Origin of the sequence: Massilia sp. AB1 (assembly GCF_018119385.1) — a bacterium.
Lineage (GTDB): Bacteria > Pseudomonadota > Gammaproteobacteria > Burkholderiales > Burkholderiaceae_D > Telluria.
On record NZ_JAGKSG010000017.1, the window covers coordinates 44,682 to 59,268 of the forward strand.

Consider the following 14,587-nt stretch of genomic DNA (forward strand, 5'->3'; position numbering starts at 1 on the left):
GCGTACATGCCGCGCCAGGAAATTCCTCCCGGCGCCCATGGTCCGCCGGGCGCATTTGTGGCGTAGAATCAATTTATATTGCATATTGGAACTAAATCATGGACCTGGTCGCCGCCCCACCCGATGCGCTGTCGCCCAGCGCCATGAAGCTGTCCGAACTGATCGGCGCGCTCAGCTACGCGCTCGACATCACCGAGGGGCAGCCGGCCGGACATTGCGTGCGCTGCTGCTGGATCGGCATGCACATCGGGCGCGCTGCCGGCCTGCCGCAGGAACAGCTATGGGAGCTTTACTACACGCTCCTGCTCAAGGACCTGGGCTGCAGCAGCAACGCCGCCCGCATCTGCGAACTCTATCTGACCGACGACCTGGGCTTCAAGCGCGACTTCAAGACTGTTGGCGACAGCCTGCCGCAGGTCCTGTCCTTCGTGCTCACCCACACCGGGCTGAAGGCGGGCCTGACGGAGCGCTTCCGCAGCGTGATGACCATCCTCAGGGACGGTCCCGCCATCGCCCAGGACCTGATCGCCACCCGCTGCCAGCGCGGCGCCGAGATCGCCCGCCTGCTGCGCTTCCCGGATGGCGTGGCCGAAGGCGTCTATTCGCTCGACGAGCATTTCGACGGGCATGGCAAGCCGGCGCGCCTGGCGGGCGAGGCGATTCCCGTCTACGCGCGCATCGCGCTGCTGGCCCAGGTGATCGACGTCTTCCATACCGCCGGCGGGCGCGACGCGGCCCTGCGGGAGGCAAGGAAGCGCGCCGGGAGCTGGTTCGATCCGCGCCTGGTCGCGGCCTTCGACGAGGTGGCGCGCCACGATGGATTCTGGACCACCCTGGCCGCGCCGGACATCGACGCCGCCGTGTTCGCGCTGGAGCCGCCCGGGCGCGAAGTGGCGCTCGACGAGGACTACCTGGACGACATCGCCGCCGCCTTCGGCCAGGTGGTGGACGCCAAGAGTCCCTACACCAGCGGCCACAGCGCGCGCGTGGCGCTGTATACCGACATGATCGGCGAAGCGCTCGGGCTGCCGGCGCAGCGGCGCCGCTGGCTCAAGCGCGGCGCGTTGCTGCACGACGTGGGCAAGCTGGGCGTGAGCAACAGTGTGCTGGACAAGGCGGGTTCGCTCGACCGCGACGAGTGGCAGGCGGTGCGGCTGCATGCGGAGTACACCGAGACCATCCTGGGCCGCATCGGGGCCTTTGCCGAACTGGCGGCCATCGCCGGCAGCCACCACGAGCGCCTGGACGGCGGCGGCTATCCGCGCGGATTGCGTGGCGAGGATATCCGGCTGGAGACACGCATCATCACGACCGCCGACATCTTCGACGCCATCACGGCAGCCCGGCCCTACCGCGGGGCGATCCCGATTCCCCAGGCCCTGGCGATGATGGAAAAGACGGTCGGGACGGCGCTCGACCCGGCCTGCTTCGATGCGCTGAAGCAGGCCGTGGCGCGGGTGCCGTTCCCGGCCTGAGCCGCGGGCTTACCAGCCGAGGTCCTTCAGCAGCGGCACGGTGAGGTCGTACGGCGGCTTCAGGTTGATGGTGAGGTCGCCGTTGATGCTCGGCTCCATCAGCAGGTTCGGCGTGGCGGTCACGTCCCAGTGCGAGACCGAGGACCCGGATGCCAGCGTGCTCGGCGTGTACAGCAGCGGACGGCGGGCGCCGTCGGCGCCGGACAGGCGCACCGGATCCTGGCCCAGGGTGACGGTCACCGCGCCCGGCTTGTTGCGGCTGCCGTAGGGGATCGCCGCCGCCACCGCCGCCTTGAAGGCGTCGCCGTCGTCCTTGGAGATGCCGATGGTCGTGATCTTGATCGACGGATCGGAACCGCCCACGGTGAAGGCCCCGGCCACGTTGTTGGCCACGATCACCCCCACTGCGCCCGCGTCCTGGGCGTTCTTGGCCTTGATCGCGAAGGTGCAGCCGCCGCGGCTGATCAGGGCGACCTTGTTCTTGACCGCCGCCGTGTTGGCGCTGTCGAAGGGGCTGCAGCCGGGGCCGGCTTCGCCGGACTGCGGCGCGACCAGGGCCAGGGCGCCCATGGTGGCGCTCGGCTTGGGCGCAGGGCCGAAGCTGGCCGGGATGTAGTCGGCGGTGCGGCTGGTGCCCGGCGCCGGCGAAATGGCCTTGGCCACGCCGATCGGCTTGAGCAGGGTGGGGGCGGCGCCGGCGGCATTGGGGCCGATCCAGGCCAGCTGGAGCGGATTGATGGCCGAGGCGGCGCGCTCGGCGCTGTTCATGGCCAGCCAGGTCTTGCCCGCCGTGTTGTCGTACATGTGGCGTTCCCAGATGCTGGGCAGGCCGTTGTCGGTGAAGGCGGTGCCTTGCGCATTCAGGCGCCGCCCGTTGCCGGTGGTGACCGTCATGACCGAGAAGCCCAGGCCGTGGCCCAGTTCGTGCAGCAGGGTCGCCACGAAGTTGACCTTGGTCCCGGCATTGCCGTCCAGCCCGAGGTAGAAGGGGCTGCCGGCCAGGCAGTCGGGATTGCCGAGATTGATGTTGAACTGGGTCTTGATGTCGGCGTTGCCGAAGCCGCTGCCGTCGTCCGGCGTGCCGGCGCTGAGGTTGGTCCCGGCCAGCTTGTTGGCCAGGGCTTGCGGGTACCAGGTGCCCGGCACGCCGTTCGGGAAGTCGCGCCAGATGTTCCAGGCGCCGGCGCTGCCCAGCACGGCGCTGCTGGCGGTGCAGCTCAGCGGTTCCCAGCCGGCGCTGACGACGATGTCGATGTCGCTAGCGAGGTTCTTTTCCCAGATGTCGGCCACGTAGCGGTACACGTTCATGCGCTGCTGGCCGAGCGTGGTGCCCATGTTGCCGCCGACCGGCGCCGCCGGGGTCGGGTCGTTGAAGCCGATGCCGGCCGGGTCGCGGCTGGTGATGGTGATCTTGGCCGCCTGGGCGGCGAAGCAGGTGAACGCGCAGGCGAGGGCGACCAGGGTATGAGCAGGTTTGACGGTCATGATCACTCCAGATCCAGGTTGGGCGCGTGGCTGTGGGGAGCCGCCTTGGCGTCGCTGCCATGGGTCTCGACGCATTGCGTCTCGAGCTTGCCGTCCGGCTTGCGCGCGGCCATCGCGGCGCTCATGAAGTCGTCGGTCAGGCGCGCTCCCTGGGCGCCGCTGGCGTGGTACTTCTGCAGCACCGGCTGGGGCGCGGCGCGCAGGGTGCGGCGCACGCCCGACGCCTGCAGCGCGGCGCGCTCGGCGGGGGTGGCGTCGCGCAGCTTGCCGGTTTCGGCGTCGCGCACCACGGTGATGTTGTCGGCCGCCGGGGCGGACTGTTCTTGCTGGGCCAGCGCCTGGCCGCTCAGGGCGAGCAGGGCCAGGCCGGCGCCCAGCAGGCGTCGGCAGGATTGCACTTTCAGTGACATCACATTCTCCTGGTTGGACTACGGACAAGTTGTTGCCGTGTGCGCGACGGGCCCCTGATCAGATGCGGCGGCGCCGCACGAGCGCCGCGCCCGCCAGTCCGATCCCGAGGATCATCAGGGTGGTCGGCTCGGGCACCGAATTGATCCTCAGCGTGTCCAGGCCGACGTAGTTGGAGTCGTCGGCGTTGCCCGTGTGCACGAAGGCGAAGCGGCCGGTGGTGCCGGCGCCCTGGGCGCTCAGCTGGACGGTGAAGCGGGTCCAGCCATCGGTCGGCACCACGATCGGATCGGCCAGGGTGAAGGCGTCGAGGTCGGCGCTGCCCGAGCTGAAGCCGAAGGCCAGCTGGTCGAAGAAGTTTTCGAAGGCTTCGGCGCGCAGGTAGAACGAGACCTCGACGTTCATCTCGGTCGAGAACTCCGGCGTGATCAGCCAGTTCTCGATGATGCCGCCGGGCGCGGCGACGTTGAAGTTGGAGGCGATGTAGGCCTCGGGTGCGCCCATGTGGGCCGGGAAGATTTCCGGCGTGCCCTGGAACCAGGTGGCGACAGGGCCGGGTGGATCGCTCTGGTTGTCGAATACCCAGCCTTGGCCGGGCAAGGCCGCGACATTATTGAAGTCTTCGCTCAGCAACACGTCCGCCTGCGCGGTGCCCATGAGCCCGGCAAACGCCAGGCCAACCAGAACTGATCTATTCATGTAGTACGCCTCCGAAAGAGTTGGACTGCGGGGCGACGCGGGACTTCGGGAACCGGATCACCCCGAACATGTTGCCGAGCGGGATTTCCGCTGCGGACAATCCAATAGTTAAGCATCAAACATGCCAGATTTTTAGCGCCTTGATTTTGTTGAAAAAATTTTTTCGACAGCCGTGCGAATTCGTGAGGCTGTAAAGAAAGATGACACCTGACAGCGATGATGTCCGCTGTGTAAAACGCCCGGCGTGATAGCAAGATTTGACAAACATCGGCCGGCAACTGCCGCCACAATGCGCCTCACCATGAGAAAAGAAGGCCGACCGTCCGCGCTGCCGCGCACGGAGGGCGGAACAAAAACACATATCGACGTTTTGGAGAGCACATGAACCAAGGGATGGCACGGCAGTACAAGCGCACCGCGATCGCGGGCGCGGTGGCGGTTTGCGCGATGACTTCAGGCCAGGGCTGGGCCCAGGAACAGGCTGGCGCCGCGCCGCAGACGGTGGTGGTGACGGGCGTGCGCGCCGCGCTGGAGCAGTCGCTGCGCCAGAAGCGCAACGCCGACGCCGTGGTCGAGGTGGTGACGGCCGAGGACATCGGCAAGATGCCCGACAAGAACGTGGCCGACGCCATCCAGCGCCTGCCGGGCGTGAACACCCAGTCCTCGGCCGGCGGCGAAGGCGGCTTCGGCGAGAACGACCGCGTCAGCCTGCGCGGCACCAGCCCCAGCCTGCAGCAGACCCTGTTCAACGGCCACGCGATCAGCACCGGCGACTGGTTCCTGCTGAACCAGATCGGCGGCAACGTGGGACGCTCCAGCAGCTTCTCGCTGCTGCCTTCCGAACTGGTGGGCTCGATCGTGGTGCAGAAGAGCCCCACCGCCGACCTGGTCGAAGGCGGCGTGTCCGGCGCCATCAACGTGATCACCCGCCGTCCGCTCGACTTCCGCCAGCCGCTGACGGTGGAGGGCTCGGTGCAGGCCAACTACAACGACTTGTCCGATCAGGCCGAGCCGCACCTGTCCGGCCTGGTGAGCTGGAAGAACGCGGCCAGCACCTTCGGCGTGCTGGTGCAGGCCTTCTCGGAGAAGGCTACCGTGCGCCGCGACGGCCAGGAGATCCTCGGCTACACCCCGATCAGCGCCACCAGCGCGGCGGCGGTGGCCGATCCCTCGCTGCGCGGGGTGGTGGTGCCGACCTTCATCGGCGCCAGCCTGTTCGAGCAGACCAAGAAGCGCCGGGGCGGCGCCTTCGACATCGAGGCGCGTCCCGCGCCCGGCATGAGCGTGGACCTGAACGGCTTCTATTCCAAGCTCGAAGCGCCGCACCTGAACACCAACTGGCTGGCCGCGCCGGCCAACTCGATCAACAGCATGAACCTGATCCCGGCCAACCCGGTCGTGCGCAACGGCACCCTGGTGGCGGCGGGCTTCGATCGCAACGCGGGCGAGGTCGACAACATCTACCGCCCGGACGCCGGCGGCGAATCCTGGTACCTGGACCTGAACGGCAAGTGGAAGGTCAGCGACCGCCTGACCCTGTCCGGCAAGGTCGGCAAGACCCACGGCGTAGGCTGGGACCGCGACGACGTCTTCTACCAGAACAACGTCGACGGCGGCATGGTCTACGCGCTGAACGGTTTGTCCCCGGCCTCGGTCAGCTACCCGGGCGGGAACACCACCTCGCCGGGCAGCACCGCCTGGGCCGGCGGCGGCGAGGCGCAGTCGGTCGACCAGGAAAAGTACGCCCAGGTCGACGGCCAGTGGCGCCTGGATCATCCGCTGATGCAGGCATTGCGCTTCGGCGCGCGCTGGACCGACCACCACCGCACTGCCGAACACCCGCTGGAAACCCGTCCGGGCCCGCTGGGCTTCACCAACCCGGGCCCGGTGTGGAACGGCGAGATGTACCCGACCGACTTCGCCAACGACCTGGGCGGCAATCTCTCGTCCAACTACTTCAAATATAACGGCGCGGCGCTGGGCGTGTGGGGCGCGATCCCGGGCAACCGCCTGCTCGACTACGTGGTGCGCCACAACTGGATGGACGAATTCCAGGTGGGCGAGAAGACCGCGGCGCTGTACGGCATGCTGGACTTCGGCGGCGCCGACTGGAGCGGCAACCTCGGCCTGCGCGCCGTCGAGACGCGCCAGACCACGGTGGTCAACCTGCCGGGCGGCCCGGCCCCGATCACCGGCTCGGCCTTCGGTCCCTACACCCCGACCACCTTCAAGCGCACCTACCGCGACTACCTGCCGAGCGTGAACCTCAAGTACGAAGCGACGCCGGAACTGACCCTGCGCAGCGCGCTCGCCAAGACCATCGCGCGTCCGGACTACAGCGCCCTGGGCGGCTCGGTCTCGCTCAACGACGACGCCCTGAGCGGCAGCGGCGGCAACGTCAACCTGGACCCGGTGCGTTCGACCAACTTCGACATCGGCGCCGAGTGGTACTACGCGCCCAAGGCGCTGCTGTCGGCCGGCCTGTTCTACATGGACCTGCGCTCGATCGTGGCCCAGGGCACCTCGACCGGCACCTATTACAACAACAAGCGCTCGGCCATGACCGAGTACCAGATCACGTCGCCGTTCAACACCACCGGCAGCAACAAGGGCCTGGAGCTGAGCTGGCAGCAGCCTTTCATGAACAACTTCGGCACCCTGGTGAACTACACCCACGCCGACGGCGAACTGGATGACGGCGGCGAGCTGCTCAACTCATCGAAGAACACCTGGAACGTCACCGGCTACTACGAGAACGAGCGCTTCTCGGCGCGCCTGGCCTACAACTACCGCTCGCGCTACAAGGCGGGCGTGGACCGCGGCGCCAGCCAGCACGTGGCCGGCATGAAGAACGTGGCGGCCTCGGTCAACCTGAAGCTGACGGAGCGCCTGACCCTGACCTTCGATGCGCTCAACCTCACCAACGAGACGATCCGCATGTACGCCGAGAACGAGGACCGTCCGCGCGCCTTCTACTCGAACGGCCGCACCTTCTACCTCGGCCTGCGCGGCAAGCTGTAACACCCTCCAGCCGCGGGCCCCGGCCCGCGGCGCACCTGAATCATTGACGCCGATGCCGACTCTTCCCCCGACGCCAGGCGCGGTGCCGGTGGCTGTGTCCTGGGAATGCCTGACCAATACCGCGCGCGACGAGATCTTCCGTTCGCGCCTGGTGCTGGCCAACGTCTCCGCACAGTCCATCGCACCCGGCTGGGCGCTGTACTTCAACACCTGCCGCAAGGCGCTGGCCGCCAGCGTCAGCCCCGGCTTCGCCATCGAACACATCAACGGCGACCTGTTTCGGCTGAGCATGACCGTCGCCGAACCCTGGCTGCCGCAGCAGCGCTACCGCATCGACTACGATTCGCTGCACTGGGCGATCAGCATCACCGATGCGCCGCTGGGCTTCTACCTGGTGACTGCCGACGGCAGGGCGATCGACCTGGGCGACCCACGGATCGCGCCTTTCGTCCGCGAAGAACAGCGCCGCCGCGCCGGCTTCGACCTGCTGCCGACCGAGGACGCAGCCCGGCGCTACCTGCGCAATGCGGGCCTGCGGGAGCTGCCGGAATCCGAGACCGGGCGCATCACGCCGCAGCCGCGCTTCGTCCGCTTCGGCGGCGGCTGCTGCCGCCTGGCGCCCGGCGCGCCCATCGTGCACGGGCCGCTGCTGGCCAACGAGGCGGCCCTGCTGTCGGCGATGCTGGCCGCGCTGCCGGACGGTCCGCCGGGCGAGGCCGGCGTGGAGCTGCAGGTGGGCAGGGTGACGCTCGAGGGGGAGAGCGAGGAAGCCTACGAGCTCGAGATCACGGCGCGCAAGGTGCGCGTGTGCGGACGCAGCGCGCACGGCGTCTTCAACGGCCTGCAAAGCCTGGCGCAGCTGCTGGAAGCCGACGGCAGCCTGCCGCTCGGCACGGTACTGGACGCGCCGCGCTTTTCCTACCGCGGCATGATGCTCGACGTGGCGCGCCATTTCGCGCCCGTCGGCACGGTGCTGCGCCTGCTCGACTGCATGGCCGCCTATAAGCTCAACCGCTTTCACTTCCACCTGACCGACGACGAGGGCTGGCGCCTGGACATCGCCGCGCTGCCCGAACTGACCGATATCGGTGCGCGGCGCGGCGTGGCGGCCGATGGCGCGCCCTGCCTGCCGCCGTCCTTCGGTTCCGGGGCGTCGGTCGAGGCTTCGGCGGGCACGGGTAATTACAGCGCCCACGATTTCATCGCCATCCTGCGCTACGCCCATGCGCGCCACATCGAAGTCATCCCAGAATTCAACATGCCGGGCCATGCGCGCGCGGCGGTAGTGGCGATGCGGGCGCGCTACGAGCGCCTGCGCGCCGCCGGCGACCTGCGGGGCGCGCTGGAATACCTGCTCAGCGATCCGGACGACCGCTCCGAGTACGAGTCGGTCCAGCTGTGGCAGGACAACGTGATCTGCATCGCGCTGCCGTCGGTGGACCGCTTCATCGACACCGTCGTGGAGGAAGTCTGCTCCCTGTATCGCGAAGCGGGCGTGCCCCTGCGCGCGATCCATACCGGCGGCGACGAGGTGCCGGCCGGCGCCTGGCTCGGGTCGCCCGCCTGCTCCGCGAAGATGCACGAACAGGGCTGGACCCGGGTCGCGCAGCTGCACGGCGACTTCGTGGCGCGCTGCCGCGCCATCCTGGCGCGCCACGGCGTCGAATTCGCGGGCTGGGAAGAAACCGCGCTGGTGGAAATGGAGGGGGAGGGCATGCGTCCGAATCCCCGCTTCGCCGGCAAGGACTTCCACGCCTATGTGTGGAACAACGCCTGGGGCTCCGGCCAGGAAGACTGCGCCTACCGGCTGGCCAATGCCGGCTACCGCGTGGTGCTGGCCAACGCCGCCAACCTGTATTTCGACCTGGCCTACGCCAAGCACCCCGAGGAGCCGGGCTATTACTGGGCCGGCTTCGTCGAGACCCGCCACGCTTTTTCCTTCTGCCCGCTGGACGCGCTGGCCAGCGCCGACCTGGATCCCATGGGCCGCCCACTCGATCCGGGACTGCGCGCCGCCATGCAGCCGCTCGACGCCGCCGGGCGGGAGCGCGTCGCCGGCCTGCAGGGACAGCTGTGGGGCGAGAATGCGCGCGACGCCGCCCGCATCGACTACCTGGCCCTGCCGCGCATGATCGCGCTGGCCGAGCGGGCCTGGTCGCCCGATCCCGGCTGGCAGCGCATCGTGGACAAGGACGCGCGCACTGCCGCCATCGAAGCCGACTGGAACGAATTCGCCAACCGCCTGGCGCGGCGCGAGCTGCCGCGCCTGGACCGCGCGCCCACGCCCTACGGCTACCGCCTGCCGCCGCCCGGCGTCTGCCTGCATGACGGCGCGGCGCATGCGAATGTCGCCCTGCCGGGCCTGGCCCTGCATTACACTGTCGACGGCTCGGAGCCGCTGGCCGGCGGTCCGCGCTATGTGGCGCCGGTGCCGCTCGCGCGCGGCGCGGTGTTTCGCATCGCCAGCTTCGATACCCGCGGCCGCCGCAGCCGCATCGTCAGCCTGACCCTGGACCCGCCATGACCGTTATGCACGACCTCCCCGCGATCACCGCAGCGCCCGGCGCGCGCCGCCATCCGCTGGCCTGGGTCCCGACCCTCTACCTGGCCCAGGGCCTGCCTTTCTATGCGGTGGCCCTGGTGGCGGGCCAGATGCTCAAGAGCATGGGCGTGCCGAACGACCAGATCATGCACTGGACCGGCGCCATCGGCCTGGCCTGGGCCTTCAAGGCGCTGTGGAGCCCATTCCTGGAACTCGCGCCCAGCAAGCGCCTGGCGGTGGTGGCCTTCCAGCTGCTGGGCGGCGCGGCCCTGGGCCTGGTCGCATTGGCGCTCCAGCTGCCCGGCTGGTTCGCGCTGTGCATCGCGCTGCTGGCGGTGGTGGCGCTGGCGTCGAGCAGCCACGACATCGTCGCCGACGGCATCTACATCGCCAACCTGTCGACACGCGAGCAGGCCGCCTATGCCGGCTACCAGGGGGCCTTCTTCAATGCCGCCAAGTTCCTCTCGCTGGGCGGCCTGCTGGTCCTGGCCGGCAACCTGGAAAAGCACATGGGCACCGAATCCGCCTGGACCATCGTGTTCGCGCTGCTGGGCGGCCTGCTGGTGGCGCTCGGCCTGTACCACCTGCGCGCGCTCCCGCGCGGCGCGCAGGACAAGCCGGCCGGCGGCAAGGCCAGGGACGCCGCCGCCACCCTGGTCGACGTGATCCGCAGCTTCTTCGCCAAGCCCGGCATCTGGGTGGCGATCCTGTTCATCGTCCTGTTCCGCGCCGCCGAAGGGCAGATCCAGAGCATCGGCCCGCTGTTCCTGCGCGATGCGCGCGCGGTCGGGGGGCTGGGCTTGAGCACCGCCGAAGTGGGGTTCGCCTACGGCACCGTCGGCACCGCGGCCTTCCTGGCGGGCAGCGTGGCGGGCGGCTACTTCACCGCCTGGCTGGGACTGCGGCGCGCCATGCTGTGGCTGATCCTGGCGGTGAACCTGCCGAACGCGGTGTTCTGCTACCTGAGCGAAGTCCAGCCGGCGTCGCTCGCCGTGATCACCGGGGCGCTGGGCGTGGAGATGTTCGGCTACGGTTTCGGATTCGTCGGCGTGATCCTGTTCATCATGCAGGTGGTGGCCAGCGGCCGCTACCAGACCGCGCATTACGCCCTCGGCACCGGCTTCATGCAGCTGGGCTTCGTGCTGTTCAAGATGATCAGCGGCGATATCCAGCAGGCGCTGGGCTACCGCGATTTCTTCCTGTGGGTACTGGCGTCGGCGCTGCCGGTGCTGGTGCTGAGCCGCTTCATGAAGCTTGAGGCCGATGCCGCCGGCGGCAGGGATGCGGGCGAAGCGTGATCAAAGAAGTCCCGGGACGGCAGGTCTCGACCCGAAGCGAAGGGGCCTGCTTTCTTTGACGATCAAGTCAATGAATCTGCGCGTTGACGATCTTGTGCTTCGCGAATCAAACGCCCGGCGATACGATCGGCGACGGCAGGCCGCATTTTTATCATCCATTTCTGGAACGACGAGGCCCTTACCCTGATCTCGTAGAGTGCACATGCCGCGCGTGGCGCAGGCAGGAGCAGTTCGAAAAAATATCTTCCTTCGTCGTCCTCCACCAGGGTGTACACGAAGTTTTGCCTGCGGATTTCTCTCATTCGGCCTCATTGTAGACATGGCGGCGGTCGGCCACATACTGCGACGTAACGAGTCCTTTACTCAAACGGGCCTTGGGAGAAAGTTACCTCACCGGCCCTGTACTCCCTGACCCAGACATCCCGTAACTCTTCTCCCCGTCCCTGCAGGCCGAATACTGCATCAGGCTGCAAGCGCGAAGCCAGATGAAAGATTTCATCGATCATTGGCGTGTATAGCTTGAACGTTGCCTCGTGGGCCGCCAGCAGCTCTTCGACATCCTTCAGGACGGCTTGATGAATGCCGCTGTCGTCGAGATGAACCCTCAGCGGTTCTTTTAACAACGCGAAATCGAGCTCGATATCATCCATGTACTGCAAATTCACCCAATTGTAATAGCTCATCAATTCTCCGCGCGGTGCCTGATCAGGCGTTTTCAGGTCTGCTTCCTGCTCATTGCTGCCGTCCAGTGTACGGAGGCCGGCTAACGCCGGAGCGGCGCCGCCGCCTGTTCCGGAGCCGGCATGCTCATCGACAGCAGCACGTCCAGCTCCGTGTGATTGACCGGCTTGGTCAGGTGGAAGTCGAATCCGGCCTCGCGTGTCAGCCGGCGGTCGCTTTCCTGGCCCCAGCCGGTGACGGCGATGATGCGCGGCGCCGGCTGCGCCGTGCGTCCCCGCAGTTCGCGCGCCACGTCGAAACCCGACATGCCCGGCATGCCCAGGTCGAGCAGGACCACCTCCGGCTCGAAATCGAACGCGAGCGCGAGCCCGGTTTGCCCGTCGTGGGCTTCGCGCACCTCGTGGCCCGCGGCCTGCAGCAGGGCCACCATGCTGTTGGCGGCATCGCGGTTGTCATCGATGACCAGGACGCGGCGTGGGTGATGCCTTGCTTCACGCCCGGCATCGCGGCCGGCATCGTGGCTGGCGGGAGGCGCGTCGGCCGGCCGCTCGAGCAGCGGCAGGCATACCGTGAAGGTGCTGCCGCAGCCGGGGCCTTCGCTCGCCGCCTCGACACTGCCGCCATGCAGCTCGACGAAGCCCTTCACCAGCGACAGCCCGATCCCGAGGCCGCCCTGGCTGCGCTCGAGCGCGGGGGTGACTTGCGAGAACAGGCCGAAGATATCCTTGAGGTGTTCCGGCGGGATGCCGATGCCGCTGTCGGAGACCGCGATCCTCGCCTGTCCCGGCAGCCGCTCGGCCGTCACGCTGATCACGCCGCCGCGCGGGGTGAACTTGATCGCATTGTTCAGCAGGTTGAGGAAGCACTGGACCATGCGGGTGGCGTCCGCGGACGCAAGCAGGGGATCGTCGGTCAGGTGCACCAGGACCTCATGCCCGGCGGCCTTGAGCGTGCTTTCCACTGCGTGCAGCGCATCGGACAGGCAGTCGATCAGCGACACCTCCGACTTGCGCAGGGAGACCTTGCCCTGGGTGATACGCGACACCTCCAGCAGGTCGTCGACCAGCCGCGCGAGGTGCCGCGACTGGCGCTCGATGACGGCCAGCGCCCGTTCGACGTTGGCCGGCAGGCCGGGCATGCGGGTCAGCAGGACGGCGGCGTTGCGGATCGGCGCCAGCGGATTGCGCAGTTCGTGGGCGAGGGTGGCCAGGAATTCGTCCTTGCGCTGGTCCGCCAGCTTGAGCGCCTGTTCCGCCTCGGTCTGCATGGTGATGTCGGCATTGACCCCGAACCAGTGGATGATCTGCCCGTCGTTGTTGCGCAGCGCCACGGCGCGGCTCAGGAACTGCCGCCAGCGGCCATCCGTGCCCTTCAAGGGCACCACCATCTCGTAGGGCTCGCCGGTTTCGACCGAATGGCGCCACTTGGCGACGATGGTCGGCACCAGCGCCGGGTCGTTCACCTGGCGCCATCCCCAGCCCTCGGCCTCGCGCTGCGACAGCCCGGTGTACTCGTGCCAGCGCCGGTTGAACCAGTAGATCCAGCCATCCGGCCGCGCCATCCAGGCGATCTCCGGCAATTCGTCCGCCATGGTGCGGAAATGCACCTCCATCTCGGCCGCCGCCGCCTCGCCGCGCTTGCGCTCCGTGATATCGCCGATGACGCCGAACACCACCGTTGCCTTGCCGCTGTCGTCGTAGCCGGCTTTCCCGCGCGCGAACGCCCAGCGCAGGTTCCCCTGCGCGTCGCACAGGCGGAACTCGACGTCGCACTCGCGCCTGTTGCCGATACAGTCGCGCGCCTGGGCCTGCACCCGCTCGCGGTCCTCGGCGAGCACGAAGGGCATCAGCGCGTCCGGCACCAGGGCCAGTTCCCCGGGGCGCAGCCCGAGGATGTCGTGCTCCACTTCCAGGCTCCACCATGCGCGCTGGTTGACGAGGTCCCAGCTGAACACGCCCATTTTTCCCGCTGCTAAGGCCAGGCGCAGCACTTGCTGCGCCTCCTGAAGCCTGGCGGCAGTGCGGACACTGGCCTGGGCTTCGGCCAGGTCGCGGTGCATGCGCCCATGCTCGGTCAGCAGCATGATGAGCACGAAGCTCGAGGAGACCAGTCCGTATATCCTGCCGGCGTAGAAGCCGACGTCCCAGCGGCCGGCGTTGAATACGCTGACGAGCCCGATCTCGAAGAACCATGCGGACAGCACCACCACCAGCCACATGTCCAGGGTCGAGGCCGAGCGGCGGGTGAACAGGATCGCCAGGGCCAGCCCGGTGACGAACCACTGGCCGTAGCGGCCGATGTTGAATACGGACGAGTAGCGGTTGTCCTTCAGCATCTCTGGCAGCCAGTCGCCCCCCACCGTCGCCAGCAATCCCAGCACGGCGGTGCAAGCGAGCGTCGCCAGCACCGCCTTGGCCGTCGCCGCCCCCGGCCTGTCTGCGGTCCGGTCGGCTTGCTTGAGGAAGGAATAGGCGATCACCGCAACGGGAAAGCCGAGGTGCCAGAAGACGTGCAGGTAGCCGGTGGTCTGCGGGCCGGCGCCGAGCAGCCCGGCAGGCGCGAATACGCCCGGGAAGGACAGCAAGTGCACCGTGGCCATGACGGCCGAGTACAGGTAGCCGCAGGCCAGGATGAGGATGCAGTGCTTGCGGACGAGGCGGAAATAGCCGAGCAGCAGGGTCGTCGTGATCAGGTCGTTGATCACGAGAACCGGCTGGTGCAGGGGGATGAACCAGGGAAGGGCAGCCAGCGGCGTGCTCGCGAACGGGATAAGCGTGATAAACATCCCTAGCGATACCGCGACGATGACCAGCGCCAGGCGCACCGAAGCCGGACCGGCCTCGTATTCGAACAAGGTTCTTGCCGCCTGGCTGTCAGCGGAAGGCGTGCGATCGCGCGGAATGCCTGACAACTCCGATGTGTAGTTCATGCGCAATGGGCGTCATCCAGGTTTTCGCGGCACCCCATCGTATGTCAGG

The 14,587-nt window shown here is 67.9% G+C and carries 10 protein-coding genes; 4 read left to right on the top strand and 6 right to left on the bottom strand.

The features are described 5' to 3' along the window. Nucleotides 1-98 precede the first annotated feature (98 nt). Nucleotides 99-1,475 carry an HD-GYP domain-containing protein gene (locus J8847_RS11920; protein ID WP_211524924.1) on the top strand — a complete coding sequence of 459 codons (1,377 nt, stop codon included), beginning with the start codon at nt 99-101 and terminating at the stop codon, nt 1,473-1,475. A gap of 9 nt (nt 1,476-1,484) precedes the next feature. Here J8847_RS11920 and J8847_RS24440 read toward each other — a convergent pair whose 3' ends face one another. From J8847_RS24440 to J8847_RS11935, 3 genes are read right to left on the bottom strand one after another with little or no spacing between them, the layout of a single operon-like run. Further along, entirely contained in the window at nt 1,485-2,960 is a 1,476-nt protein-coding gene (locus tag J8847_RS24440) for a PA domain-containing protein (protein ID WP_307727515.1), read from the bottom strand. A 2-nt stretch (nt 2,961-2,962) separates the two neighbouring features. Next, nucleotides 2,963-3,370 carry a post-PEP-CTERM-1 domain-containing protein gene (locus tag J8847_RS11930; RefSeq protein WP_211524925.1) on the bottom strand — a complete coding sequence of 136 codons (408 nt, stop codon included), beginning with the start codon at nt 3,368-3,370 and terminating at the stop codon, nt 2,963-2,965. Nucleotides 3,371-3,428: 58 nt separating this feature from the next. Further along, nucleotides 3,429-4,067 (bottom strand): choice-of-anchor J family PEP-CTERM protein, encoded by a 639-nt coding sequence (locus J8847_RS11935; RefSeq protein WP_211524926.1) that lies wholly within the window; start codon nt 4,065-4,067, stop codon nt 3,429-3,431. Nucleotides 4,068-4,448: 381 nt separating this feature from the next. On the opposite strand from J8847_RS11935, the gene J8847_RS11940 reads away from it, so the two are divergent. Genes J8847_RS11940 through J8847_RS11950 form a run of 3 tightly spaced genes read left to right on the top strand, consistent with a single transcriptional unit; the run spans nt 4,449 to nt 10,928 of the window. Beyond that, nucleotides 4,449-7,088, top strand: coding sequence for a TonB-dependent receptor (locus tag J8847_RS11940; protein ID WP_229512749.1), 2,640 nt, complete (start codon nt 4,449-4,451; stop codon nt 7,086-7,088). Between the two features lie 52 nt (nt 7,089-7,140). Beyond that, the gene (locus J8847_RS11945) at nt 7,141-9,612 is read left to right on the top strand and encodes a family 20 glycosylhydrolase (protein WP_211524927.1); all 2,472 of its coding nucleotides are present in this window, start codon (nt 7,141-7,143) and stop codon (nt 9,610-9,612) included. Beyond that, complete coding sequence (locus tag J8847_RS11950; protein ID WP_211524928.1) at nt 9,609-10,928, top strand: MFS transporter; 1,320 nt, start codon at nt 9,609-9,611, stop codon at nt 10,926-10,928. The genes J8847_RS11945 and J8847_RS11950 overlap by 4 nt, the downstream gene beginning before the upstream one ends. Nucleotides 10,929-10,990: 62 nt before the next feature. On the opposite strand, the gene J8847_RS11955 is transcribed toward J8847_RS11950, so the two are convergent. From J8847_RS11955 to J8847_RS11965, 3 genes are all read right to left on the bottom strand, one after another. After that, nucleotides 10,991-11,230 carry a hypothetical protein gene (locus J8847_RS11955; RefSeq protein WP_211524929.1) on the bottom strand — a complete coding sequence of 80 codons (240 nt, stop codon included), beginning with the start codon at nt 11,228-11,230 and terminating at the stop codon, nt 10,991-10,993. A gap of 57 nt (nt 11,231-11,287) precedes the next feature. Next, a complete protein-coding gene (locus tag J8847_RS11960; RefSeq protein WP_211524930.1) occupies nt 11,288-11,611 on the bottom strand; it encodes a hypothetical protein in 324 nt (107 codons plus the stop codon). 80 nt (nt 11,612-11,691) lie between these two features. Next, nucleotides 11,692-14,463, bottom strand: a complete 2,772-nt coding sequence (locus J8847_RS11965; RefSeq protein ID WP_211524931.1) for an MASE4 domain-containing protein — start codon at nt 14,461-14,463, stop codon at nt 11,692-11,694. Nucleotides 14,464-14,587 lie beyond the last annotated feature (124 nt).